General features: G+C 69.3%; 23 protein-coding genes. 8 read left to right on the top strand and 15 right to left on the bottom strand.

All coding sequences use genetic code 11. The features are described 5' to 3' along the window. Nucleotides 1-47 precede the first annotated feature (47 nt). Nucleotides 48-1,295 (top strand): sodium:proton exchanger, encoded by a 1,248-nt coding sequence (locus G9U51_RS08735; RefSeq protein ID WP_166196048.1) that lies wholly within the window; start codon nucleotides 48-50, stop codon nucleotides 1,293-1,295. A 34-nt stretch (nucleotides 1,296-1,329) separates the two neighbouring features. Continuing rightward, nucleotides 1,330-1,977, top strand: a complete 648-nt coding sequence (locus G9U51_RS08730; protein ID WP_207948148.1) for a metal-dependent transcriptional regulator — start codon at nucleotides 1,330-1,332, stop codon at nucleotides 1,975-1,977. Between the two features lie 82 nt (nucleotides 1,978-2,059). Here the strand turns inward: G9U51_RS08730 and G9U51_RS08725 are convergent, their stop codons facing one another. From G9U51_RS08725 to G9U51_RS08705, 5 genes are all read right to left on the bottom strand, one after another. Continuing rightward, nucleotides 2,060-3,577, bottom strand: a complete 1,518-nt coding sequence (locus tag G9U51_RS08725) for a TraC family protein (protein ID WP_166196044.1) — start codon at nucleotides 3,575-3,577, stop codon at nucleotides 2,060-2,062. 83 nt (nucleotides 3,578-3,660) lie between these two features. Next, nucleotides 3,661-5,118, bottom strand: a complete 1,458-nt coding sequence (locus G9U51_RS08720; RefSeq protein WP_166196042.1) for an SCO6880 family protein — start codon at nucleotides 5,116-5,118, stop codon at nucleotides 3,661-3,663. Next, nucleotides 5,118-6,674, bottom strand: a complete 1,557-nt coding sequence (locus G9U51_RS08715; RefSeq protein WP_166196040.1) for a conjugal transfer protein TrbL — start codon at nucleotides 6,672-6,674, stop codon at nucleotides 5,118-5,120. Before G9U51_RS08715 ends, G9U51_RS08720 begins: the two co-directional genes overlap by 1 nt. Nucleotides 6,675-6,684: 10 nt before the next feature. Beyond that, entirely contained in the window at nucleotides 6,685-7,011 is a 327-nt protein-coding gene (locus G9U51_RS08710) for a DUF6112 family protein (protein WP_166196038.1), read from the bottom strand. A gap of 127 nt (nucleotides 7,012-7,138) precedes the next feature. Beyond that, on the bottom strand, nucleotides 7,139-7,522 hold the full coding sequence (locus tag G9U51_RS08705) for a DUF6112 family protein (protein WP_328823389.1): 384 nt from the start codon (nucleotides 7,520-7,522) through the stop codon (nucleotides 7,139-7,141). Between the two features lie 454 nt (nucleotides 7,523-7,976). Here G9U51_RS08705 and G9U51_RS08700 point away from each other — a divergent pair, with 454 nt between their 5' ends. Together G9U51_RS08700 and G9U51_RS08695 are read left to right on the top strand one after the other, a co-directional pair. After that, a complete protein-coding gene (locus G9U51_RS08700; RefSeq protein ID WP_207948147.1) occupies nucleotides 7,977-8,657 on the top strand; it encodes a dienelactone hydrolase family protein in 681 nt (226 codons plus the stop codon). Beyond that, nucleotides 8,654-9,064, top strand: coding sequence for a VOC family protein (locus tag G9U51_RS08695; RefSeq protein WP_166196036.1), 411 nt, complete (start codon nucleotides 8,654-8,656; stop codon nucleotides 9,062-9,064). The genes G9U51_RS08700 and G9U51_RS08695 overlap by 4 nt, the downstream gene beginning before the upstream one ends. A 129-nt stretch (nucleotides 9,065-9,193) precedes the next feature. Here G9U51_RS08695 and G9U51_RS17830 read toward each other — a convergent pair whose 3' ends face one another. The 7 genes from G9U51_RS17830 to G9U51_RS08660 all read right to left on the bottom strand — a co-directional run bounded on the left by G9U51_RS17830 (nucleotide 9,194) and on the right by G9U51_RS08660 (nucleotide 16,557). Further along, the gene (locus G9U51_RS17830; RefSeq protein WP_166196034.1) at nucleotides 9,194-10,366 is read right to left on the bottom strand and encodes a C40 family peptidase; all 1,173 of its coding nucleotides are present in this window, start codon (nucleotides 10,364-10,366) and stop codon (nucleotides 9,194-9,196) included. 14 nt (nucleotides 10,367-10,380) lie between these two features. Continuing rightward, complete coding sequence (locus G9U51_RS08685; protein ID WP_166196032.1) at nucleotides 10,381-11,052, bottom strand: hypothetical protein; 672 nt, start codon at nucleotides 11,050-11,052, stop codon at nucleotides 10,381-10,383. A 118-nt stretch (nucleotides 11,053-11,170) separates the two neighbouring features. Continuing rightward, nucleotides 11,171-12,334, bottom strand: coding sequence for a ParB N-terminal domain-containing protein (locus tag G9U51_RS08680; protein ID WP_166196030.1), 1,164 nt, complete (start codon nucleotides 12,332-12,334; stop codon nucleotides 11,171-11,173). Continuing rightward, nucleotides 12,327-13,223, bottom strand: a complete 897-nt coding sequence (locus G9U51_RS08675; protein WP_166196028.1) for a hypothetical protein — start codon at nucleotides 13,221-13,223, stop codon at nucleotides 12,327-12,329. The genes G9U51_RS08680 and G9U51_RS08675 overlap by 8 nt, the downstream gene beginning before the upstream one ends. A 513-nt stretch (nucleotides 13,224-13,736) precedes the next feature. Beyond that, complete coding sequence (locus tag G9U51_RS08670; protein WP_235945809.1) at nucleotides 13,737-14,513, bottom strand: DUF2637 domain-containing protein; 777 nt, start codon at nucleotides 14,511-14,513, stop codon at nucleotides 13,737-13,739. Between the two features lie 59 nt (nucleotides 14,514-14,572). Next, nucleotides 14,573-15,490 (bottom strand): bifunctional DNA primase/polymerase, encoded by a 918-nt coding sequence (locus tag G9U51_RS08665; protein ID WP_166196024.1) that lies wholly within the window; start codon nucleotides 15,488-15,490, stop codon nucleotides 14,573-14,575. A 2-nt stretch (nucleotides 15,491-15,492) separates the two neighbouring features. Then, nucleotides 15,493-16,557 carry an ArdC family protein gene (locus G9U51_RS08660; RefSeq protein ID WP_235945774.1) on the bottom strand — a complete coding sequence of 355 codons (1,065 nt, stop codon included), beginning with the start codon at nucleotides 16,555-16,557 and terminating at the stop codon, nucleotides 15,493-15,495. A 397-nt stretch (nucleotides 16,558-16,954) separates the two neighbouring features. Here G9U51_RS08660 and G9U51_RS08655 point away from each other — a divergent pair, with 397 nt between their 5' ends. Next, complete coding sequence (locus tag G9U51_RS08655; RefSeq protein ID WP_166196022.1) at nucleotides 16,955-17,422, top strand: XRE family transcriptional regulator; 468 nt, start codon at nucleotides 16,955-16,957, stop codon at nucleotides 17,420-17,422. On the opposite strand, the gene G9U51_RS17825 is transcribed toward G9U51_RS08655, so the two are convergent. From G9U51_RS17825 to G9U51_RS08640, 3 genes are all read right to left on the bottom strand, one after another. Then, complete coding sequence (locus G9U51_RS17825) at nucleotides 17,405-17,872, bottom strand: phosphatase PAP2 family protein (RefSeq protein WP_166196020.1); 468 nt, start codon at nucleotides 17,870-17,872, stop codon at nucleotides 17,405-17,407. The genes G9U51_RS08655 and G9U51_RS17825 overlap by 18 nt on opposite strands. 130 nt (nucleotides 17,873-18,002) lie before the next feature. Next, the gene (locus G9U51_RS08645) at nucleotides 18,003-19,151 is read right to left on the bottom strand and encodes an MAB_1171c family putative transporter (RefSeq protein ID WP_166196018.1); all 1,149 of its coding nucleotides are present in this window, start codon (nucleotides 19,149-19,151) and stop codon (nucleotides 18,003-18,005) included. Further along, a complete protein-coding gene (locus G9U51_RS08640; RefSeq protein WP_166196016.1) occupies nucleotides 19,148-19,645 on the bottom strand; it encodes a hypothetical protein in 498 nt (165 codons plus the stop codon). Before G9U51_RS08640 ends, G9U51_RS08645 begins: the two co-directional genes overlap by 4 nt. 511 nt (nucleotides 19,646-20,156) lie before the next feature. Here G9U51_RS08640 and G9U51_RS08635 point away from each other — a divergent pair. The 3 genes from G9U51_RS08635 to G9U51_RS08625 all read left to right on the top strand — a co-directional run bounded on the left by G9U51_RS08635 (nucleotide 20,157) and on the right by G9U51_RS08625 (nucleotide 23,313). Further along, entirely contained in the window at nucleotides 20,157-21,098 is a 942-nt protein-coding gene (locus tag G9U51_RS08635; RefSeq protein ID WP_166196014.1) for an extracellular solute-binding protein, read from the top strand. Nucleotides 21,099-21,163: 65 nt separating this feature from the next. Further along, nucleotides 21,164-22,735 (top strand): ABC transporter permease, encoded by a 1,572-nt coding sequence (locus tag G9U51_RS08630; RefSeq protein WP_166196012.1) that lies wholly within the window; start codon nucleotides 21,164-21,166, stop codon nucleotides 22,733-22,735. Nucleotides 22,736-22,743: 8 nt separating this feature from the next. Next, nucleotides 22,744-23,313: an ABC transporter ATP-binding protein gene (locus G9U51_RS08625; RefSeq protein WP_235945771.1), complete on the top strand. Its 570-nt coding sequence runs from the start codon at nucleotides 22,744-22,746 to the stop codon at nucleotides 23,311-23,313. Nucleotides 23,314-23,353: the final 40 nt, after the last annotated feature.

Below are 23,353 nucleotides of genomic sequence, written 5' to 3'. Positions count from 1 at the left end.
TCGTGGCCGGAGTCTCCGGGTGCGGCGCGTTTCCAGGAGCCTTCCTCATGCCCGCTGCACTGATCCGCCGGGTCGTCCTGTGCGTCCTCATCGCAGCCCCCGCCCTCGTGCTGCGATTCACCGGCCTATCCTTCGCGCCGGTCATCGAGATGGTGGTATTCGGCGCGGCCGTCGTCGCTGCCGCGTTTCTCCTCGCCTGGGCGGCCGAGGCTGCGCAGAAGGACATCTCGGGTGCACTGGCGATCGCACTGCTCGCGCTGATCGCCGTGCTCCCCGAGTACGCCGTCGACCTGTACTACGCGTTCCGGTCCGGTTCTGACCCGACCTACCTGCACTATGCGGCGGCGAACATGACCGGCTCGAATCGACTCCTGCTCGGTTTCGGCTGGCCGCTCGTCGTACTCGTGGCGCTGTTTGTCGCCCGCAGGGCCGCAGCTCGCGCCGGTACCCGCGCGCCCCGGTTCCTTGTCCTCCCGAAGGAGAGCCGTCTCGACATCGGATTTCTTGCCCTGCTTGCCGTGGTCGCGTTCGCGATTCCGCTGCTGGGCACGATCCCGATGTGGTTTGGCATCGTTCTCGTGATGGTGTTCGGCCTCTACCTGTGGCGTGCCGGTCAAACCCAGGACGAGGACGACGAAGACGAGTTCGTCGGCGCCGCCGCGCTGATCGCGAACATGAGCACCCGGCCTCGCCGCGCCACGGTGATCTCCCTATTCGTCGTCTCGGCGGCGATCATCCTGCTGTCGGCGGAACCGTTCGCGGAGGCCCTGGTCGCGTCGGGCTCTGCACTGGGCATCGACAGCTATTTCCTCGTGCAATGGCTCGCCCCGGTCGCCTCGGAAGCGCCCGAGTTCATCATCGCCGTCATGTTCGCCGCCCGCGGCATGGGCTCCGCCGCCATTGGCACCCTGATCGCGTCGAAGGTGAACCAATGGAGCCTGCTCGTCGGCTCCCTACCGATCGCGCACTTCGCCGGCGGCGGGTCCACGGCGCTGCCGTTGGACGCTCGTCAGATAGAGGAGTTCACCCTCACTGCCACGCAGACGCTGCTGGGTGTCGCGATCATCCTCGCGCTCCGGTTCCGCTGGCAGGTTGCCATCGGCCTCGCGGTCCTGTTCGCAGTGCAGTTCGCCATCACGGACACCACCGGGCGGTACGTGCTCAGCGCCACCCAGGCGCTCCTCGCAATCGGATTCCTGATCGCGCACCGCCGCGAGGTTCTGCCTACCCTGGCCGCGCCATTCCGCCGCGCTCAGACCGCACCGGCTCGGACGTCGGCAGGGGTGGCTTCGTAGGATGAGGCGAATGGCGCGTCCCGCAGTCACCCGAATGGTCGAGGACTACCTCACGCTGATCTGGAAGGCGTACGAGTGGCCCGGCGGTCAGCCCTCGACCACCGACATGGCCGCCCGGCTGGGCGTAACACCGTCTACGGTGTCCGCGAACCTCAAGAAGCTCGCCCGTGACGGCTTCGTTCACTACGAGCCGTACGGCGTGGTTGAGCTCACCGGCGTAGGGGGTCAGGTAGCTGTTGAGATCGTGCGTAGGCATCGGATCATCGAGACCTACCTCATGCGGCAGCTCGGACTCGGCTGGGATCAAGTACATGACGAGGCTGATCGGCTCGAACACGCCGTCTCCGACCTCGTCCTCGAACGAATGGACGCCGCCCTTGGCCATCCCTCGACGGACCCGCATGGCGACCCGATCCCTACTGCGGACGGCCGCGTGTTGGTCGATGACACAACTATCTTGAGCGACGCGCTGCCCGGGTCGGAGGCTACGGTTGCCCGCGTCTCTGACCGATCACCGGATATCTTGCGCTACCTCGAAGAGCGGGGAATCGTCGTCGGCGCGCACATCCGCGTGAATCGAGTGTCTAAAGCTGCGGCTGCGATCGGCGTCGCTGTGGGCGACGCCAGCTTCGACATGAGCCTCACTGCCGCTCAGGCCGTACGAGTACAAGTACGGGAATGATCTTTACGAGGCTGTAGAGGGCGCATGTTTGTGCGCTCGACGAGTCCCCGTCACCGTGCAGTCAGGCTCTGAATCCATATAGTCACGCGACTTCACCTTCAGGCGCCGTGAGGTTGCGGGAATCGGCCCGCATCCGGGCCGTGGTGTCGAAGACGGCCAACTCGTCCGGGTGGAGCTGGTGTTGCACGATGAAGGAGCGGTCCTTGATCCGCCACAGCCCTTGCCCAGTGCCGAGCTGGGGCAGCATCTTCTGCTCGGTGCCGGTCAGGTTCAACGTCGTGGCCGTGGTGCCGAGCTGGTCGGACTCTTGGCGGTAGATGATCCGGGTCTCGGCGTTAGCCAGCAGCGACGTAGCCAGCGCGTGCGCGGCGGTGCCCTGGTCGCCCACGTTGTCCAAGTCGCTCAACTTGTGGAAGATCAGCATGTTCGCGATCCCGTAGTGGCGAGCGAGCCGCCAGTGGGCATCCATACGCCGCAGCAGGGCGGGGTGTTGCATGAGCTGCCAGGCTTCGTCATAGACCACCCAGCGCTGCCCGCCATTCGGGTCGAGCAGCGCCGACTCCATCCACGCCGACGAGCAGGTCATCAGCACGGAGATCAGCGCGTTGTTCTCCGCGACCCGCGACAGGTCCAGGCTGACCATCGGCAGGTCGGGGTCGAACGCGACGGTCGAGGGTCCGTCGAAGATGCCGGCCAGGTCTCCGGCAACCAGCCGGCGCAGGGCATGACCGACGTTGCGGCCGTCCTCTGCCAGCCGCGCGTCGTTTCCGGCGTCGGGGTTGAGGATGTGGTCGACGACCATCGGCAGGATCGGTGTCTGCGATCCTGCGACGGCGGCGTTGAGGGCGATGTCGACGGCGGTGTGCTCCACGGGCGTCAACGCCCGCCCAAGGACGGTCTCGGTGAGCGCGCCGATCAGGTCGCGGCGGCGGGCGCTGACCATCGCGTCCCACTCGATGTCCGAGATGCCCGAGGGGCGTCGTCCGGCATCGAGGGGGTTCAGCCTGTTGGGTAGGCCGTGGCCGAGCACGATTGCTTGACCGCCGACCGCGCGGGCAACTGGGGTGTGCTCGCCTTTCGGGTCGCCAGGCACATACACCCTTCTCCCGAAGCCGATGGAGCGGGTGTAGAGCGCTTTGGCGAGCGCGGACTTGCCGGCGCCGACGATCCCGGCCAGCACGACATTGGGGGCAGTGATGAGCCCGTGTTGGTAGAGGACCCAGGGGTCGTAGACGAAGCTGCCGCCGGAGTAGAGGTCCTGGCCGACGAACACGCCCTCGCCACCCAGGCCGCCCTCGGCCAGGAAGGGGTATGCCCCGGCCAGGGTGGCGCTGGTGTCTTGGTGGGACGGCAGTTTGAATCGCCGCCATGCCCGCAGCGCGGCCGGGCCGGGGTCGCCGCTGCGCGGCAGGTAGGTGATGGCCGCCCGCTCGGCACGCTCGGCGTCCGCGTCGGCTTTGGCGGCTGCTTTGCGTTCGGCCGCGTCGGCGGCGTAGGCGTGGGCGGCGGCCCGGCGCGCCGCGCGCCTGTCGCGGCGGTGTTGGCCTGCCCGGCCGACCAGGACGGTTGAGTACAGCTTCTTGTCAGTGCGGGGATTCATCAGCGGCCGGCGCCTTTCAACGACAGATCGGTGGTCTGCCGTTCAGGTGCGCGACCCTCTCCAGTCGTCCTCGGCCGGTGTGGCTAGAGCCCGCGGCCGAGTGGGAGGGCGGCGGCGGTGAAGGCTTGGGCTTGTTGGCCGACCAGGCGGCGGGTTTCGCAAGAGGCTTGGACAGCGGCCTGTTCGAGCGCGGCGACCGCGGCGTCCAGCTCGTCCACGGTCGGAGCGCTCACGGCGATGAGACCGATGTCGCGCAGCACGCCGTGCCCCGCGATAAGGTCGGCTTCTTGCTGGAGGACGTCGCGGTATTCCGCGTTCTGTTCGGCGTCTTCGATCTGCCCGGCCTTCGCGCGTTGGGCGGCGTCGGAGAGGTAGCCGGTCTTCTTCTTGCGGATGTCTCGCGCCGCTTGATCGGCGCGCACGGGGTCGTAAAGCAACGTGAACGCCCGCCGCACCCCTGACGACAGCAGGATCGGGGCCAGGAAGCCGGGATAGACCTGCGAGCGGGGCCACTCGCTGACCCACAACACGACGTGGTACGCGGAGTCCGAGCGCAGCCGGTCCCAGGTCTCCTCAACCGCCACCGGCCCCGCGGTGGCCAGGTCCCGGCCGAGCGCGCTGCGCTCCAGCGTTGCCGCCACCGCCGGGTCATAGGCCGAGCGCAATAGCACAGCGAGCTGGCCGGGCGCGTACCACGCGCTCGGCGTGAGGTCGGCCGCCCGCAGTGCCGTCGTGAGGGTGCGCATTTCCGCGCGCAGCACAGCGGCAGCACCGCGCATCCCATGCCCGGCCGAGCGGATCGCCCGCGCCGCCGCCTTCATATCCAACGACAGCGACAGCGTGGTGACATGGCGCTCGGCGGTCGGCCCGGCCCGCTCGATCAACTCGGCGTAGGTGCGGGCGACCCACGAGCCATCGTCGGTGCCGTGGGCAGCCCACCATTGCTCCAGCCCTGTCCCGGAGTCGGGCACCGTGCGTTCCAGCACTTGTAGGCGGGCGATGCGCCCGGACCGGCAGACAGTGGCCAACACCCGTCCCCAGGCGGTGACCCGGCGTTGCTGCTCATCCGGGTCGAGCAGAATAAAACTCGGATGCGTCACCTCCACCAGCGCCGTCAACGTCGCGCGGTGGGGGTCGTGGACCATGACCGCCCCGGTGTCTGGGTCGAGGTACTGACGCAGCGCCGCCGCGTCACCGGGCAGCGCGAGGGTTCCAGCCGGGCGCGGCTTGGTGACCCGCCACCGATACACGGTCTGCCCGAGGACCACGCGCAGCGCCCAGTGGCCGGCCAGCGATATCCACTCGATCGCCTTGCGACCGCTGATCGGCACCCAGACCAGCAGCGCGCACAGCCCGCACACCGGCCCGGCCAGCAGCAGCCCTTGGCCGCCAGCCGTGTAGAGCGCGCCGATCAGCGCGGCAGCGCCGAGGCCGAGCACGATCACCTGCGGCAGCGACAGGCCCAGCAACAGCCCACGGCGGGTCAGTCGGGAGAACTTGACCGGCGCCAACCCACGGTCGGGGTTCTGCTCGCCAGCCATCACAGGTCACCCTCGGACGGGGACGGCCCTGGGCGCGGTGGCGCTGCCGGCGGCGGAGACGGCCGCTGCTCGCGCGGACTCGTCGCGTCCGGGCCGGACGGCGCCGGGACCGGCGGCGGGGCCGTGCCGCCGGTCGGCGCGGCTGGCGCTGGCTGGCCGGACTGGCTCGACGGACTACTGGTCGGTGTGGGTGTCGATCCTGCGGACGCAGGGGTCGCCGGGGCAGGTGGTACCGGGATCGACCCCGACCGGCTCGACCCGCTCGGCCCGTCGCCGGAAGCTGATTGGCCGGCCGCAGCCTGGCCCGCGTCGGCGTGCTCCTCGGCGGCCCGCCCCACCGCGCGGCCGGTCTCCGGTCCGGCTTTCGCCGCCGCAGTGACGGCCTGCGCTCCTGCGACTGCGGCCAACCCGACCGGGCCGCCGGCAGCACCGGCTGCTTCACCCGCGCCGGCCTCGGATGCACCACCAGCCGCGGCATCACCACTGCCGCCACCGACCGGACTGCCACCGCCAGGTGGGGGCGACCCGCTACCGCCACCGCCACCGCCACCGCTGCCGCTGCCGCTGCCGCCACTGTCGTTGGAGCCGCCACCCAACACCTTGCGCGCGTTGGACAGTCCCGGCAGGACAGGAACCGGGATGGGCCGGTTCATCGCCCCCTTGGCCTCGCTCTCGGCCGACATGGCGTGGTGCAAATCGAAGCCGACGAAGGAGATGAACTTGTAGGCCATATAGGGCGCGAAAGCCGCGACGAACATCAACACGATCCCCGCTACCGGATTGGAGATCGAGGACAAGTCCAGGTTCAGCGGGGCGTTCATCTGGTTGATCGCGACCAGGAAGATCACGACCACCACCAGCTTGGAGACGATCAACGCCACGACGAAGCTGGCCCACTTGCTGAACCAGCCCCGGGCGTGATCCCACGACTGCCCGGACAGGGCGATCGGGGCCAGGACGACCGCGACCAGCAGCAACGCTTTGCGGATCAACAGGCTGAACCACACGATCGCGGCGCCGGTAATGGCCAGGCAGCCGAGGAAGATGATGATGACCGCCCCGGCTCCCGGCGCGGACAAGCTGATCGCGCCGATCCCGGCGGCGAGGGCGGCGATCTTGCCGCCCATCTCGTCCAGGGTGGTGCCGGTGGCCTGGATGATTCCGACGCACAGCTCGTCGACGATCGTCAACGCCAGACCGGTGACGGTGATGACGAGAAAGGACCCGAGCACGGATTTCGCCAGCCCGATCCCTGCTCGGTGCAGCGCGCCGGGGTCGCGGCGGATCAGGCCGGTGAGCAATTGCAGGAGGAAGAACAGCAGCATCAGGAAGACGGCGATCCCGAACAGGACGTCGTAGACCTTCAGGTAGTTCGGGTCGGTGACGTCGACGAGCGTCGTGCTGTCGAAGAGTTGCCAGACGCCTTTGAACATCCACTCAGCGGCGTTGCCGACGCCTTGGGCGATCCAGTCGAACGGGGCGGAGACCACGGTCGCGGCGGCTTTACCGGCGACGTGGCAGACGGTGGAGATGACCGGGACATTGCAGACACCCATTGGAATCCGCCTAGATTCCCTGGCCGACGTTCCAGAAGAAATTGATGAACGCCACCGCGCCGCCGGTGATGATCGCTGCGCCGCAGGCGATCAAGACGCCGGTCTTGCCGCGGGTCGCGAGGTGTGGGTTCGCGGAATGGCTGCCGAATGCCCACACCACCGCGGCCACGATCAGCGCGAGAACGGAGAGGATGAGGCCGACCGTCATGACCGCGCCGACGATGGTGCGCAGCGCGGCGATGCCGGGCAGCCCATTGTCGTTCGGGTTGACGTTGATCGGCCCAGCCGCGATCGGAATGGCGGCGACCAGGTGGGTCACGGGAAGGACGGAGATCATCAGTGGGGCTCCTTGCAGCGGCACGGGACCCGCACACCACCGGTGAGAGCGCCGGATTGCTGGCGGGGTTCACCCCGCAGGTGCGCGTGGTCTTCCGCGCGGCGGCAAGGACTGCGGCAGGGACCGGCTACAGGGTGGGACCGATACCGAGCAGGAAGTTCAACCAGGCGATCGCGGCCCCGTCCAACGCGGCGGCACCGACAGCAACCAGCAAGCCCGTGCGTGCCTTCATCGCCGCCCCGTAGTTGCCGTGCGAGGACGCCACCGCCCACGTGGCGGCGCAGACGACGATCATCAGCACGGCCACGACCAGCACGATCGTCATCAGCGCGCCGATCACCGTCTTCAGGTCGCCGGCACCGCCGATACCGCCGAAGTTCGGGTACACGCCCGTCGCGACCACGGTGGACGCCAGCGAGCGGAGCGCGGTTGAACTGATCACGCCCGTCAGGTGCGCCGCGTAGCCACTTCGCAGATGCACCGCGCTAGCCAAGGGAGCGTGAGTGATCACGCCGCCGAACTCGGACAGGGTGCCGCAGCGGAGGTTCCCACCGGTCTCGCGTGCTTTGCCCGGCCTCCTCGCCACCGCCCCTGGTCACCACGTGACGTGGCACGGCGTCCTGCGGCGAAAGCTAGCCGTCGGTCGGGCGTCGGGGCAGGTAAAGGGCGCCTAAGCGGCCACGGAAACCGGGCACTGAGTTGTCCAGCCAAGCGAGGACCATGAACAGCCCTGACCGGCGGACAAACGTCAGCCATCGACGCCGGCCCGGAGATAACCGGATGAAGCCGCCCCCGGAGGCGCCGACCGAATGGATCACCGGACCGTCGGGCATTACGTCATCATGGCACCCGCAGGAGCCCAAATGTAGATGCGTACCCGCCGCCTGAGCTGGGCGATGGCGTGCGTGCGGTCGACCGGACGAGTTTCGCGGTGCCGCCGAGCGCGGCTGCGTAAGGTACTTGAGGTGCGTTCGCTGACCGGTCGCGGCGACCGGGCCGACAGTGCGAGATCCGCTCCCGGCGTGCGGCGCGGGATCGCAGAGCGGGTCACGATCGCCCTGTTTCACTCGATGTTCGGTCTGCGCCCGGTCGAGCGGGCGGCGGCTGCGCGGTTGCGCGGTTGCGGCTATCGCGTCCTCGTGCCCGACTTGTTCGCGGGGGCGACTGTTGGCGGCGGGGAACCCCCGGCGTGGGAGGAGGGGTTCGCGCTCATGGAGCGCGTCGGCTGGGAAACGATCGTGTCGCGCGCTGAGGCGGCCGTGCGCGACCTCCCGCCAGCCACGGTGCTCTTCGGGGTTTCGATGGGCGCCGGGGTGGTCGGCAGTCTGTGGCCCAGCCGGCTTGACGCGGCCGGCGTGATCCTCTTACACGCTCCCGCCTCGGTGCCCCGGGGCGTCCCCCGCGACACACCGGTCCAGCTCCATGTGGCCGACGACGATCCCTTCGCCCCGCGGGAACAGCTCACGGCATTTCGCGACAGCGCCGCCTCGGCCGGAGTCGATGCGAAGCTGTACACGTATGCCGGCGTCGAGCACTTCTTCATCGATCCCCATCTGCCCGACTACGACTCCAGGGCGGCCGAACTGGCGTGGCGCCGCTCCTTGGCGCTGCTGGACGGCTTGGCGAGAAGGCGAGATGAGACATGACGGGGCCGCTCGATGCCGCACACGTGGTGACGAAACTCCCTGCCCAGGACCTCGAACGCGCCCGTCGCTTCTACCGCGACCGGCTCGGGCTGGAGCCGGTCGAGGAACGCGAGCACGGGCTGCGGTACGTCTGTGGGGCGACCGAGTTCCATCTGTTCTCCTCCTCGGGGAGCGCGTCGGGCACCTCGACGCAGATCGGCTTCGAGGTCGAGGACATCGAGCAGGTGGTCGCCGAGCTTGAGGCGCGTGGGGTTCGGTTCGAGGAGGTCGACGTCGATCGCTTCGAGACGGACCGGCCTATCGTGACCGTCCGTGGCAACTATCCGAGCAAAGGACGCGGAGAGCGCGGCGCGTTCTTTCGCGACAGCGAGGGCAACCTCCTCGCGATCGGACAGGCCACGCCATAGCTGCGCACCTGAATACGAATTTCGATCACGTTTCACCGCGGCTACACCGCCGCCGCAGCCGTCATTGCGGGCAGCGGAGGCCGTGCGCAGGCCGTTGTTCGACTGCCGGGTTCACCGAACCCATCCGAGCTAGGCAAGCCGACGGACGGTGGTGATCTCGTCGCTGAACTCGGACAGGGTGCCGTAGCGGACGTTCTCGCCGGTCTGGGGTGCTTGCACGATCTTGTTGCCGCCGAGGTAGATCACGACGTGGTGGGGCACGGTTTCACCTTGGTAGGTGTAGAAGATGATGTCGCCGGGCTGTTTGTCGTTCCAGGCGACCGAGGTGCCGTCGTGGATTTGGTCGCCGGTGAAGTGCGCCAGCCGCAGCTTCCCGCCCGAGGCTTGATAGGCGGCGTACATGACCAGGCCGCTGCAATCGAAGCCGGGGCCGCGTCCGTCCGAGCCAATGCCGGACGGGCCGGTGAAGGTGCCGCCGGCCCACACGTAGGGCAGGCCGACTTCTTTCTCCGCCGCGCTGATGAACTTGCCGGCGAATCCTGGCGGCAGGTCCCCTGGAGGGTTGGTCCCGGTGTTACCGGTGAGGCATTGGCTGCCGCCGGTCAGGGACACTCCGGTAAGCGTGCTGGCGATCTTCTCGGCGACGGGCTGGTAGTTCGCGTACCGGTCCGGGTACTCGGAGACCTCGACCGCCTGTGCTGCCGCGCCGAGCGACAGCTGTTGCCAGTTGGGGACGTCCAACAGTCCGGCCGGGCTGCCGTGGTTGGGGCCGTCCGGTCCGCCGTAGAACGCTCTGGACGACCAGATCGGGTCCATCAGATTCCCCACCGACCCCCAGCCGGACGCGGGCCGCATCTGAAACAGCCCGAGGCTGTCGTGATCGTGGCCGTCGCCGTCATGGGGGTAGTTCGCGGAGTCGGGGTAGGCACCGACGTTGGACAGCACGCGCAGGGTGGACTCGGTGAGCGCGGCCATCAGGGCGATGACTTGCCCGTTGGCGTCGATGTTCTCGCTGTTGCCGGTCGCGAGGATCGCCGCCGCGCGTTCCAACTGCGTGTGATTCAGCGTGACCGTCTGGCCATCCGCGGTGGTCGCGGTCAGGCTCTGCGGGACGGTCCCAGAGACCGACAGCGACGGACCCGACGGCCCGCTCCCGTTGCTGTTCGCGTTGTCGCTGGCGTTGGTGGCGCAGGTGGCGGCCTGCGCCACGGCTGGGTCGAACAGTGCGGCCAGACCCACGAGCCCTGCGACCGGCAGGAGGAGCACCAACGTCGCCACGATGACCACGGCCTTGCGCCACATCGCACTCACCTCTGCTACTTGAGCGGGTCGTTCAGCTGGGACAGCCGCAACGTGTGACACCGGGGGAACGCCGGGGTGCACGCCTCGAAGACGGTGAAGGACACCGGCTCACTCGTGGCCGCCTGGTCGCCGTACCAGACGCCGGTGCGGTGCCGGGTTCCGCTGATCGTGATCGCTGTCGTCCCCGGACGGAGCTGTCCGTGGGCCTGCGCCAACGCTTCCGGCCACTGCGACGGCACGACGGCGCTGCTGATCGTCAAGTGCTGGGCGACCTGCATGGTGGCCAGTTGCGTCCATTGGTCAGTGGTGGGCTCGTAGCTGGCGACATCGCCGACTAGGCCCGAGACCTCTTCCCCGGAGGGGTCGGCGTCGGTCAGCACCGGGGCCTCGTAGTCCGAGGGCGTGTATCCCGAGGTGGTGTCCCAGTCGAACAGCGCCGACGCGACGGCCTTCGCGTAAGCCACCGGGTCGTCGGTCTGCGGCAAAGCCGCCGGTGCCTGGCCATCGGTTGACGGGCTCGTCTGGCCCGGTGTAGCTGGTCCTCGGCTGGCCGCCGTGCCGCCGCCCGGTGCGCTTGCCGAGTGGCCGGGTCCGCGGAGCAGGCCGTAGACACCGACACCGACCGTGGCCACCGCCAGGACAGCGACAACGACGAGGACGATCAGGCGGCGAGGTGGTGTGGGCACGATGGGCTCCCGTACGAGTCGGCGAGGGGTGGGTTCGCCGGTCAGGTGCGTCAGCTGTGCCTGCGCTGGCCGACGTTCGGCCGGCCTGGCTGATCGGGGTGCGGTACGGGCGGGAGTGTTAGAAGCAGGCGGCTTCGGGCGACCCGTCGGTGCGGTCGCCGCGCTCAGCTCCTGTCGCGTGCTCGCGGGCCGCGGCGATGGCATCGATGAAGGCGAGGCTGGCATCAAGGTTGGCCCGCACTCGCAGCCATTGCGTCTCACTGAGGCCGGCGCCGATCTCGACCGCGTCGTAGTGCTGCCACCAGCCGTCCATATCCTCGATGGTGGCTAGGAACGCCCGCAGCCCGTACCGCTTGATCGGCACGGGCCGAGCCGCACTCGATTCCTCTTCGCGGTCGTCGGGTCGGTCTGATGTCGTCCCGGTGGCGCGGGCGATCGCGGCTTGCGCAGCCTTGACCAGCTCGGCCGGGGGTTGCCCGTGGTCGAGCACGCTCAGCTCTCGGGCGGCGTGGTCGCGGACCGTCGCAGGCTGGGCCACGTCGTCGGCCAGACGGGCGAGGGCTGTGGTGCTGGCGGCGGCCTGCACGGTCAGGTAGTGCGGGTGGATCGTGCCGTCGGCGTCCATCGCGGCCAGCTCGCGACGGGCTAGGTTCCGCAGCGCTTCGGGGGCGCCCCGGTCCTCGGCGATGCGTTGGACGTCCGCCACATGCTCCAGCGACCAGTAGGAGCTACGACCGGTGATGGCGCGGGCCGCCTGCCGACGCGCCTTGCCGATCCCGGCCACTCCGACGCCGGACAGGTCTGAGCCTGTCGGGTCTGGTGGTGGCTGGTCTGACGGTGGTGCAGAGTCTGCACCACCGTCGTTTCCCCCGTGGTGGCGAGGGTTGTGCTCGCTGCTGAATCGGGTGGCGTGCTGGCGACGGGCGGCGTCGGCGGCGTAGAGCTGCTTCAGCTCCGCGTAGAGGGCAGTGGCCTCGGTCGGGGTGAGCGGCTTTCGGGTGGTGTTCTCGTGCTGCTCGGCCAGCACCTCCGCCAGTCGCGAGGAGATGGCCGAGTTGACCCAGACCTTGATCCGGTCCCAGCCGAGCTTGCGCACTGCGGCCAGTCGTCGTGCGCCGCAGACCAGGGTGCCGTCCGGGGTGATCGTGATCGGCTGTAACAGCCCTACCGTTTGGATGGAGGTGCACAGCTCGTCCAGGTCGCCCAGGTCGCCGCGGAAGCGATAGCCGACCTGGATCGAGTCGACCGCCCGGTCCAGTTCGACACCCCCGCCGCTACGCATCGTCCTCACCCCGAGCGGGTCCGGTGGCAGCGATGCCCTGTTGCGGTAGCACGACGATCACGCTGCGGACGAGGGTGTTGTCGTCCAGGAGGTCGCGGATCGTGTCGCCGAGCAGCAGCCGGGCCAGGACGCCCCGGCGGGTTGGTCGGCCCGGCTGGGGACGGCCGCCCAGCAGCACCCCGACCAGTGTGGTCCAGACCGTGCGGTCAAGGTCGAGTTGAACGCGGATCGCGGTGTCGCGGCGCAGCGTCTCGTAGGCCGCGGGAATGCTGCCCGCATCAGCCAGGCGCGCGGCCACGTACTCGACGACGGTGGCCGCCACCGGCTCGGGCCAGCCGAGTAGTTCCAGAAGCGTCGTGGCGTCGGCAATGACCGGTTCAGTGTCGTCGGGGTCCGCTGGCTCGCCGTCCCAGGCTGCTCCCAGGTAGGCGGAGGGGTCGGCGGTCTGGGTCGTGAGGGTGTCGGTGTAGTCGCCGGCGCGCAGAGGTGCGTCGGCGTCGGCGTGCTGGGTGCGGCGCGCCTTTTCGGCCGAGGTCAGGTGTCGGTCGGCGTGGTTCTCGGCCGAAAGGCTGACCTGTACGGCGCGGGTGACGACGGCCCACGGATCGGCGGCGTGGCGTACGCCGTCGTGACGCATGGCCAGGAACGCCGCCGTTGCCGCCTCGCCGGGGTCGCGGTGCCAGGTCCGGGCCAGTGGTGCGTAGCGGTCGATGGTGTAGGCCAATAGCTCGCTGGCGTCCGGGTCCTCTCGCCACGCGTTCGCGCCGGCGTCGTGCAGGCGGTCCAGCAGTGCGCGAAGACCCGCCGAGCTGGCGAAAGCCGGCTCGGGGCTCCTACCCGGCTCGGTGGCCGGGTCCGGAACGGCGGTGGGTGGCTGCTGGGTGGACATCTCAATCTTTTAGGTACGTGGCCCGCCCCATCCGGGCCGCTCGGAGTTCACCGAGGCTCATCGGCGCGGGATGGTGGTGGGCCGGCCAATCGAGGTCATGTCATCGGCTCATCCCGGAGCGTCGTGCTGTCAGCGAGTCCGGGCTGGCGTGCCGGCCGAACGCGGTTAGTGGTGCGAGCCGCCCATGCGAGCTGGTCCGGTCGCGGGTCCTGGATAGCGCGGCCCGTAGTTCGGCGCGTGCTTGCAGATGCGCGGCCGTGTGGGCCGTGATCGCACGAGCCGCGGTTCGGCTGGCGACCTGAGTTGCCAGCTCAGTCGGTCGGAGCCACTGCATCGTCACTACGCCCGCGCGTCTGGGCGCCTGTCGGGTGGGTCTCCGTCTAGAGGGGTCGTCCACGGCGAGGAGGTTGTGCGCTGACTCCGCCTCCCTCGGCGCCAGTTGCTCGTGCCGCGGGTGGTTGTCCCTGTGGGGTAGGTCGTCGCGCGCGGTCTGCAAGGGGTGTTCGTTGATGGTCATAGCGCTGGGCTCCTTTCCGTGCCGGCTTGTTCTGTCGCGGTCTCGGACAGCTCCGGTGGCCCGCTGGCCTCCGCGCCGGCCGGTGGTTCTGCGGATGGCACTTCCGATGGCTGGCGTGCAGGCGTGGACTTCAGCCAGCGGCCGACGGTCGACGGGTGCACGCCGAGGTGGGCGGCGATCTGTCGGTTCGTCAAACCCCTGTCCGTCCGCAGCCGCAGTGCCTCCTGCACGGCCTCGCCGCTCCGCGCGTTGGGTGCGGCAACGATCGTGTTCGGTAGCTCAGTCAGTCGCTTTCGCGTCTCGGTGGCCGGTACACCCCGATCCGGACTGGCGGCATCTGCTCTGGTCACGCCCGCATGCAGCGGGAGATCGGCGTGACCGTCCGAGACCGGGTGGTGAGTGAGTTGGACGGTCAGGTGGGTGGTGGCGACAAGCACGATCGGTGGCACCGCCGCCACCAGCGCGGCGAGGACCGCGGGCACGCGGGCATCAGCGGCGACGACGGCGTGGCTGGCGTTGGCGAGCACGGACACGCCCGCTCCGGCCAGCAGCAGCGTCCACGGGTAGCGGGCCGCCCGCCGTGGTTGTCCGGTGCCGGTGAGGGCGACGACCGAGACGGTGGCAATCACGATCACGCCATCGACCAGCAACGGCCAGACCCAGGACCGGTCGGCCCCGATGCCGCAACGACGGGCGAGATCAGACAGCGAGGTGAACGACAACCAGAACGCACCAAGCGCGATGAACACCGTGCCGGTCACCGCCACCGCCAGCACGCCACGGCGAGTGCGGCGGGCGGTCGTCTGCGTCGTCGGTGGGGTGGTCCAGGCGATCATGGGCCGGGCCGATCCAGCGCGGTGGGCGGCGGCCCGTTCGCGGTCGAGCGGCGCGCCGTGGTGCGGTAGGCCGAGGCCAAGGTGGCGGTGATCTCCCGCTCGTCCAGGCCCGTTCGCGCCGCGGCTGGACCGAGCACGTCGCGGGCCTCGGCTTCGGCGATGCCCGCTTCAACCGCGCGGCACGCCGCCCAGAACAGTGCTCGATTCCGGTTACCTTCCGGCTGGCCGACCAGCCACGCTCCGAGCCGGGCCGACGGTTCACCGGCAACAGCCCGGCCGGATCGTCTCGGCGGCGGTGGTGGGGGCGCGAGCAACTGCCGCAGGGCGCCCGCGTCTAGCGGGTGCGGGTCGCGGCCAGTCCCGATCAGGGTGTAGCCGCGCGGTCGGCCGCGGCCGGTGATCACCCGCGAGGGCGCAGCGATGACGTAGCCGCCGATGCCGCGAAAATCCACGTGCGCAGAGGGCAGCGCCCACGACACTTGACCCTGCTGTCCGCTGGCGGGGTAGTAGAGATGAAGTCCGCCTGACGGCGTGCGGATCAGGCAGGCCCACCCCCCGACCAGACCGGCGCGGCGGGCGCGGGCCAATGCAAGGAAGCCGGACCCACCGGGGTGGATGTCGATGTCTAGAACGTCGAACCCGCCCGCCTCGCCAGCGGCGTGGCCGTCCGTTCGGCCGGTGGGGAGGCCGATGTTTGCGTTCGGCCAGCGTCGCCACCACACCCTGACCTGCTCGGCGTCGCTGCTCGCGTCGAGGTAGCCGTGGCGAGTCAGTGGTCGCTTCGCTCCCGGCGCGCATGGGAACACGGACACTCCCGCCGCCGCATACGCGGCGGCGGCATCGACCAGCGGCAGCCGCGCGGCTGTGGTCAGCACCGTGGCCGGCAACACGACGAGTGATCGTCTGACGGTCATGGTCACCACCCCACGGCCGCGGCTCGTGTCGGCCCGGGTTCTGTTGCCGTGGTTACCCGCCGATCGGGCGGCGGGAGTCGATCGACCCTGTCTGCGCCTCGCTCGGCCGCCTGCTTGGGTGCGGCGCGTTCTGGCCCGGTCTGGTCGCTGGACCGGTCCAGACCAGGTGGTGTGCCGTCGCCGCCCGGTGGCTCGGGCAGCCGGTCCAGAATCGCCAAGGCGGTGCCGCGCACCCGCTCGCCGGTGGCTCGGATGACCTCGATCGGATTCTGGTCTTTCACGGTCGATGACCAAGAGGCGACGTACGGCACGGTGTAGCCGGTGGAGTCCAGTCCAAAGGCGGTGCACACCATGAGGGCGACCGACTCGGCTTCGACCTCGCCGATCCCGCGGTGCAGCCCTTGTGGGCCGCGGTCGCCGTGGTCGAGGGCGACGTGGCCCAGCTCGTGCGCCAGTGTCTTGACTCGTGCGGCGTCATCCATGTCTGCCCGCACGGTCACGGTGTGGGCCACGAAGTCCGTGACGCCGTTGGCTCCGCCCAACGCGAGCGCGTCCGGAGCGTCGCTGAGCGTGTAGCCCCGCTCGGCCACGGCGGCGGCGAGTCCGTCCCACAATCCGGCCGGTGCCTGCCCAGCGAGGAGGAGGGGGCGGGGCCGTTCGGGGATCGGCTCGCCGGTGGTCTGCGAGACGTCCCACACGTACGCGGGTTTGACCGTGACCATCTTGGAGCGGACCGTCTCGCCCGGCCGGGGCTTCTCGCCTCGATCCAGTCGGCGCCAAGACTCGGGATCAGTCGGGTTGGTGCTGGCGAACCGACGCGTCACCGGCGCGTAGATCATGTAGCCGGGCTGGCCTTTGATCACGTGCCGGCCCAGAGTGTTCCACTGCTTGATCCCGGCGACGTAGCTCGGAACCGGATCGGGCACCCGGCCCTTCTCGTAGGCTTCTTGATGCTGGGCGAAGATCAGCAACGTGTTGCCGAACGAGCGCGACCGGAACCGGGCCGCGAACGCCATCACCGCTGCCCAGTCTTCGCCCGACACCAGCTGGCCGACCGCGGTCTCCAACCGATCGGACAGCTCGGCCAGCTTCGCCTCGCGCGCGGCCTGATACTCCTCGGCTGTCGCCCGGGATCGTGTCGTCTGCCGTGCTCGCGGTGCTTTCGTGCGTGCTGCTGCCATCGCGGGGCCTCCTGCCCGGCACCACCTGCGATGCCATCGGTCAGGTGCGTTCCGCGACCCGGCGCACGTGCATGCGCTGTGCGTGGCGCGCTGCGGCGTGCGGCGGTGAGGACACCGGCAGAGATGACACATCACTGGGTCCAACTCTGGGTCAACAAGCTATGATCGGTTCTGACTTCTAGTCAGACCAGACTAACCAGTGGTCAGAGCTATGCCAAGTTGGACGCTTGCGCTAGACTCTTGGTCAGAGAAATGGGTGTTTATCCGCGGGAGAAGGACGGTCATGTCCGCCGGATCAGACGACAAGCCGGGCTCGCTGGCGGATCGCTTGGACCTGCTGTTCCGCACCAAGCACCCGGCCGGCAGCACCGAGCCCGGGTACCAGGAAGTCGTGGACGCTATCGCCGCCGCAGGCGGGCCGTCGGTGACGGCCGCCTACCTCTACGCCTTGCGTACTGGTCGCCGCTCGAACCCCCACACGGAGTTGTTGACGGCCCTGGCTCGGCACTTCGGTGTGCCAGTCTCCTACTTCTTGGACGAGCAGGACGCCGAAGACCTCACCGGTCAGCTCCAGTTGCTCGTCGCCTTGCGCGACAGCGGCGCGGAACGTCTGGCGCTGCGCGCGCACGGCCTGTCTGACGGCAGCCGACAGGTCTTGGCCGCGATGGTCGAGCAGCTTCGCAAAGCCGAGGGCCTGCCCGAGGACGACGAACCTGCCCTCGACGCTGTTCCGTCAAGTCATCAGCGGTAGGACGACTGCGCACACTGCCGCGCCCACCAGCGCACCGGCCGCGACCTCGGCCACCGTGTGCCGGCCGAGCACGACCCTGCTCCACCCCACCGCCGCCGCGATCAGCACCCCCAGCAGGAAGATCGGTCCGTACAACACCGCCAGGATCACGCTGCCGCCCGCCGCCGCGCACGCGTGGTTGGACACCCGGTAGCGCGTGTTGATCACGGCCGCCACCGCGAGGCCGGCCACCATCGTGACCACCACGGCGACCACTCGGTGCGGCCCGCCCAGCAACCCGACCAGCACGACACCGGCGACCGCGCAGCCCAGCGTCACCAACAGATACGCGACGCGTACTCGCCGCGGGACTGGCTTCTGCTCTCGCGGGTGCCGCAGCCGCCAGGTCACGACATAGGGCAGCACTGCGGCGAACCCGGCGGCCAGCAGCCCCCACCCGGCGCCAGCCACCTCCCGCTCGCAGCGCCCACGGCGACGCACACCGCGAGACCGAGCGGCACCGGGCCGAGCACCTCGGACAGCATCCGTGCCCAGCGCTGCCGGTCCGCTTCGGGGACCTCGACCGGGTGCGTCACGCCGATCACGTTGTCACACGCGGCCGGCGCCGATGGCCCGGCTGCCAGGTGCGAGCCAACTCCAGCAGCGGCCGCAATTCTCCACCGGCGTCCTCGGCGGGGTGGTGGCCGCCGCTGGCGTCCGGCGGCTCGTCCCCGTTCCAGCGATCGGTGGCGCTCAGACCCGCCAGCAACGCCGAGACCTGCTCTGGAGTCAGCGTGGGCACCTCCTCGCCCACCCGGGCCGCGAGCGCCACGTCGCGAATCTCAATCGCCCGCCGGTACAGGCGAAACGACGGGTCGCGGCCACACAGGTCTGCCCACAACGACGGACGCCCTCCCAGTACCACCTCCGGCATCGCCCTGGTCAGATCGCGCCACAGTGGGCGCAACCGCAGCAGCGTCGCCCGGTCTCGCAGCCCTGCTGCGAGGTGACGCCAGGTCGTGTCGGCGGCCGGCAGAAGCAGCCCGACGCCGATCACGACGGCACCGGTGACCAGCACGATCGGATCGAGCCGGTCTGCCGCCCGACGTACCGTGCCGGCCCGACCGTCCTCGTCGAGGACCAGCTCGACGATCTTGATCGCTGAGTACACCACCCCGAGGGCGACGCCGACCCCGACGATGCGCAGTCCGATCCGCAACGTCGCCCTGGTTGCGCGCGCGCTGCGGGTGGCCACCATCTGCGCCAGCTCGATCAATGCGACACCGAAGTAGGCCAGGGTGATCGACCAGTACGCCGCGATCACCGGCAGATGCCCGTACTCCTCGGTGAAGTGCGCGGTCTCCACGGGCAATCGCGCCGCGAAGAACAAGACCACCGACGCGCCGACCGCCGCCGCCAGCACCGCCAGCCGCGTCCACCCCCATGCTGTCCAGGTTTGTCGTGCGTGCGCGCCCGACGGCGTGCCGAGGTAGTTCAACGTGACCAGCAGGGCGAACACCCCAACCATTCCGAAGACGTGCTCCACCAGGTCGGCGACGTTGGCAATCCCCAGCCAGCCGTCCACCCGCACGTACACCGCGGGGACGTCCGCCGTCAGCGCGACGGCGAAGGCCAGCAACGCCGCGCACAGCGGACGGCGCTCCCGTGCGTGGACCGCGGATGGCGCGCGGGCCAGTCCACCAGCCCAGAACACGACCGGCACGACCGGCGCTACCAGACCCAGGCTCATCCGAACGCAGTCTCGATCCGGGCCGCCACAGGGTCACCGCCCATGCCTGGCGGCGCGCCGCGAGCGTGGTCCATCACCAGTGATGCAAGCGTCTCCGCCTCGCGTTCCTCCGGGTCGCTGTACCCGCCGCGAGCCAACGCCGCGCGCACCAGACCGGGGTCCAGACCCGGCAACAGCCGCTCCAACACGTCGGTTGAGAACCCTCGCAGCCCGCCGTGCTCGAACAGCAAGTGCATCAGTTCGTGCTCGATGATGTGCTGCTGATGCCGGGGCGAGGTTCCCGTCGCGTAGTAGACGTGATCGACCGCAGGCAGCGACACGTACAGCCCGCAGACCCGTCCTATCCCGACCGGGAGTTCGTGCAACTGCACCCGGCGACCACGCTGAGCTGCGACGTTGGCGCAGAACAGGTCAACGTCGAACGGCTCCGGGACCCCGACCTCGCGCAGCACCGATGCGTACCGGCCCCGGTAGGTCACCGCCTTCGCACGCATACACCCAGCCATACCTACTCGCCCATCCAGACACGCGCCGAGAGCGTCAACATGCGACCAGCGGAGAAGAACTTGCGTCGCACGTCCACTCGCGTGCGTCACGGGCGCACCTCGCTGCGTAGTCGCATCGTCGGACTTGCCAGGCGATCGCGGTCTTCCGGTTCAAGCCCCCGGGCCAACGCGACCAAGGTCGACCGTGTGCCCCGGACTTGGGCCTAGAAAAAGCGAAGCTCAAACCCTGTTACACGTAACGCGAGGCCGCCCGGTTCAAGGGATCAGGGGCGAGACTTCTCACGTTCTCTAACGTGTTAGGTTCGCCTAACCTCACCTGTGTTTCCGGGTTTGAGGAGGTCTGATGAAGCGATCCCTGTGGCTGTTCGCGGTGGCGGGCGTGGGTGCGGTTGTCCTGGTGTCAGGGTGCAGTAGTAGTGGCGGCTCGGCTGGGCCGACGGGCACGTCGGCGGCGAGCGGGCCGGCCGGCGCGGGGTCGGGGGCTTCTTCGAGTGCGTCGTTGGCGGGGCAGACGATCACGCTCTACAACGGCCAGCACGAGCAGACCACGGACGCGTTGGTGAAGGCGTTCGAGCAGCAGACCGGGGTGAGGGTCAAGGTCCGCAATGACGACGAGGATGTGCTGGCGCAGCAGATCGAGCAAGAGGGGTCGCACTCACCGGCCGATGTGTTCTTTACCGAGAACACGCCGCCGCTGGCCCGGTTGGAGGAGAAGGGGCTGCTTTCGCCAGTGCAGCGCACGACCCTCTCGCAGGTGCCATCCCAGTACGACGCGGCCAGTGGTGACTGGGTGGGGGTGTCGGCGCGGGTCAGTGTGCTGGTGTACAACACCACGGACCTCACGCCGGCGCAGTTGCCGAAGTCTGTGCTCGATCTTGCCGATCCGAAGTGGAAGGGCAAGCTGGACATCGCCCCGAGTGAAACCGACTTCGCCCCGATCGTCACCTCGATCGCACAGGACAAGGGCGACGCCGCCGCGGTGAGCTGGTTGAAGGCGCTGAAGGCGAACGCCGGCTCGCATCAGGACCCGGACAACGAGACGCTGGTCGCGAACGTGAACAAGGGCGTCACCGAGCTGGGCGTGATCAACCACTACTACTGGTACCGGTTGCGGGACGAGGTCGGGCAGAAGGGTCTGCACTCGGCCCTGGCGTACTTCGCGGGCGGCGATGATGGCTACCTGCTCGACGTGTCCGGTGCGGGTGTGTTGAAGTCGAGCACTCATCAGGCCGCGGCCCAGGCGTTCGTTGCGTTTCTGGTCAGCCAGGCCGGGGAGCAGGTGCTGACCAAGAGCGACAGTTGGGAGTACCCGGTCGGCTCCGGAGTCACCAACCCGACACTGCCTCCGCTGGACTCCCTGCATCCGCGCCAGTTCGATCTGAGCCAGATCGGTGATGGCACGAAGGCAGTCACCTTGTTGCAGCAGGCCGGGCTGCTCTGAACGTTGCGACGGCCGCCGCGATCCACGCTGTCGCCCGTGCATGGCGAAGTCCGCGGCGGTCCCCGGTGCTCTACCTGGCCGGCGCGCTCGTGGCGCTGGCGTTGCTGTTGCCCGAACTGTTTCTGATCCTGCAAGCGCGCGACGCGGGCTGGTCGGAGATCACCCGGGTGCTGGGCCGCCCGCTGACGGTCGAGTTGCTGCGCAACACGATTGAGCTGACGGTCTTCGTCGCGGTCGCGACTGGCGTCATCGGCACCGCCGCGGCCTGGTGCGTGGTTCGCACGACCCTGCCGGCCCCGCGGGTGTGGGGGGCGCTGATCGTGTTGCCGATCTCCATCCCGGACTTCATCGTCGGTTACTCCTGGCACTCGATCTCGCCGAGCTTCATCGGCCTGCACGCGGCCGGCATCGTCATGACCCTCGACCTGTACCCGCTGGTGTACCTGCCGGTCGCCGCCGCGCTGCGCCGCACCGACCCGAGCTTGGAGGACAGCGCACACGCACTCGGCGTCGGTGCCTGGGGCACGTTCTGGCGCGTGGTGTTCCCGCAGATCCGACCTGCCCTGATCGGCGGCATGCTCGTGGTCAGCCTGGCCATGCTGGCCGAGTTCGGCGCCTTCGAAATCCTCGACTTCCGCACCTTCACCACCGAAATCTTCACCGAGCTGCGCATCGACACCCCTGCTGCGTCAGCGCTGGCCCTCGTGCTCGTCGCCCTCGGTGTGGTCATCCTGATGGCCGAAGTGCCGGGATCGGGGCGGCGACGGCTGGCCCGGACCGGAGCGCAGTCACCACGGCCCCCCGAGCGGCACCGGCTTGGGTGGGCCGCGGTGCCGGTGCTGCTCGGGCTCGCCTCGCTGGTCGTGGCCGCCCTCGGTGTCCCCCTCGGCACGATCGGCTACTGGCTGACCCATTCGCACACAACCACGTTGCCGGCCACCACCACCCTGCTCGGCGCGACCCTCGCGACCGCGCGGTACGCGGCTCTGGCTGCCGCGCTGGCCACCCTGCTCGCGATACCCGTGGCGCTGCTCGCCGCACAACGCCGAGGACGGCTCGCCCGTCTCATCGAGAGCAGCACGCTGCTGATCCAATCGGTGCCCGGCGTGGTGATCGCGTTGAGCCTGGTCTTCTTCGCCATCCGCTACGCATTCTCCTTCTATCAGACCAGCACACTGCTGGTCCTGGCCTACGCCCTGCTGTTCTTTCCGCTCGCGCTCGTTTGTGTCCGCGCCTCCGCCATGCAGGCTCCGCCGCAGCTTGCCGAGACGGCCCGCGGTCTCGGCTGCTCGCCCGTGGCCGCTCTGTTCCGCGTCACCGTGCCTCTGATCGCCCCGGGCATCGCCGCCGCGTTCAGCCTCGTGTTCTTGTCCTCAGTCACCGAACTGACCGCGACACTCGTCCTCGTTCCCACCGGCGTGCAGACGCTGGCTACCGAGTTCTGGGCCTACCAGACCAACACGGCCTACGGCGCGGCTGCCCCCTACGCCGCCACCATCCTCCTGCTCTCCGCCGTGCCGAATCTGCTTCTCGCCGCACTGTTCGCCCGCCGCCGCGGCGGCGACGCCAGCGCCGCAGCGACCCGACCAGCTACCTCAGCCGTCCCGGCCATTCCAGCGACCCCACGCACGTCATGACTAGCACCATGACCGCCGAACCGAGCGCCATGCTGCGCCTGCGCGGAGTGCGGATCGCCTACGGCCCGGTCGCCGTGCTCGACGGGGTCGACCTGGCGGTGCCCGAGCACTCCTTCACCGCAGTCCTGGGCTCCTCGGGCAGCGGCAAGACAACGATGCTGCGCACCATCGCCGGGTTCCACCGTCCCGACGCCGGCACGATCGAACTCGCCGGACACGTCGTCGCCGGACCAACCACCCACGTCCGACCCGAACGCCGCCGCCTCGGCTACGTCGCCCAAGAAGGCGCAATATTCCCGCACCTCACCGTTGCCGGCAACATCGGCTTCGGCCTGCCCCGCCGCGCCCGCACCCCGGACCGCATCGACGAACTGCTCGAACTCGTCGGACTCGCCGGCCTGCGCCGCCGTTACCCCCACGAACTGTCCGGCGGCCAACAACAGCGCGTCGCTCTCGCCCGCGCCCTCGCGCTCAAACCATCAACCGTCTTGCTCGACGAACCATTCGCCTCACTGGACGCCGCACTACGCACCAGCGTCCGCACCGACATCGCCCGCGTGCTGCACGAATCCGGTTGAACCGCCCCGGGATGTCCGGAGACTCCATTACTGGAGGATG

It is taken from the genome of Metallococcus carri (genome assembly GCF_011440275.1).
Taxonomy (GTDB): Bacteria; Actinomycetota; Actinomycetes; order Actinomycetales; family Dermatophilaceae; genus Metallococcus; species Metallococcus carri.
Note: the sequence above shows the minus strand (reverse complement) of the source record. Positions and strands in the feature narration are given on the sequence as shown.

Excerpts from the sequence above, each read along its gene's own strand:
- G9U51_RS08735 (WP_166196048.1), top strand. The coding sequence starts at position 48 with ATGCCCGCTGCACTGATCCGCCGGGTCGTCCTGTGCGTCCTCATCGCA.
- G9U51_RS08730 (WP_207948148.1), top strand. The coding sequence starts at position 1,330 with ATGGTCGAGGACTACCTCACGCTGATCTGGAAGGCGTACGAGTGGCCC.
- G9U51_RS08725 (WP_166196044.1), bottom strand. The coding sequence starts at position 3,577 with ATGAATCCCCGCACTGACAAGAAGCTGTACTCAACCGTCCTGGTCGGC.
- G9U51_RS08720 (WP_166196042.1), bottom strand. The coding sequence starts at position 5,118 with ATGGCTGGCGAGCAGAACCCCGACCGTGGGTTGGCGCCGGTCAAGTTC.
- G9U51_RS08715 (WP_166196040.1), bottom strand. The coding sequence starts at position 6,674 with ATGGGTGTCTGCAATGTCCCGGTCATCTCCACCGTCTGCCACGTCGCC.
- G9U51_RS08710 (WP_166196038.1), bottom strand. The coding sequence starts at position 7,011 with ATGATCTCCGTCCTTCCCGTGACCCACCTGGTCGCCGCCATTCCGATC.
- G9U51_RS08695 (WP_166196036.1), top strand. The coding sequence starts at position 8,654 with ATGACGGGGCCGCTCGATGCCGCACACGTGGTGACGAAACTCCCTGCC.
- G9U51_RS17830 (WP_166196034.1), bottom strand. The coding sequence starts at position 10,366 with ATGTGGCGCAAGGCCGTGGTCATCGTGGCGACGTTGGTGCTCCTCCTG.
- G9U51_RS08680 (WP_166196030.1), bottom strand. The coding sequence starts at position 12,334 with ATGCGTAGCGGCGGGGGTGTCGAACTGGACCGGGCGGTCGACTCGATC.
- G9U51_RS08675 (WP_166196028.1), bottom strand. The coding sequence starts at position 13,223 with ATGTCCACCCAGCAGCCACCCACCGCCGTTCCGGACCCGGCCACCGAG.
- G9U51_RS08665 (WP_166196024.1), bottom strand. The coding sequence starts at position 15,490 with ATGACCGTCAGACGATCACTCGTCGTGTTGCCGGCCACGGTGCTGACC.
- G9U51_RS08655 (WP_166196022.1), top strand. The coding sequence starts at position 16,955 with ATGTCCGCCGGATCAGACGACAAGCCGGGCTCGCTGGCGGATCGCTTG.
- G9U51_RS08645 (WP_166196018.1), bottom strand. The coding sequence starts at position 19,151 with ATGAGCCTGGGTCTGGTAGCGCCGGTCGTGCCGGTCGTGTTCTGGGCT.
- G9U51_RS08640 (WP_166196016.1), bottom strand. The coding sequence starts at position 19,645 with ATGCGTGCGAAGGCGGTGACCTACCGGGGCCGGTACGCATCGGTGCTG.
- G9U51_RS08625 (WP_235945771.1), top strand. The coding sequence starts at position 22,744 with ATGACCGCCGAACCGAGCGCCATGCTGCGCCTGCGCGGAGTGCGGATC.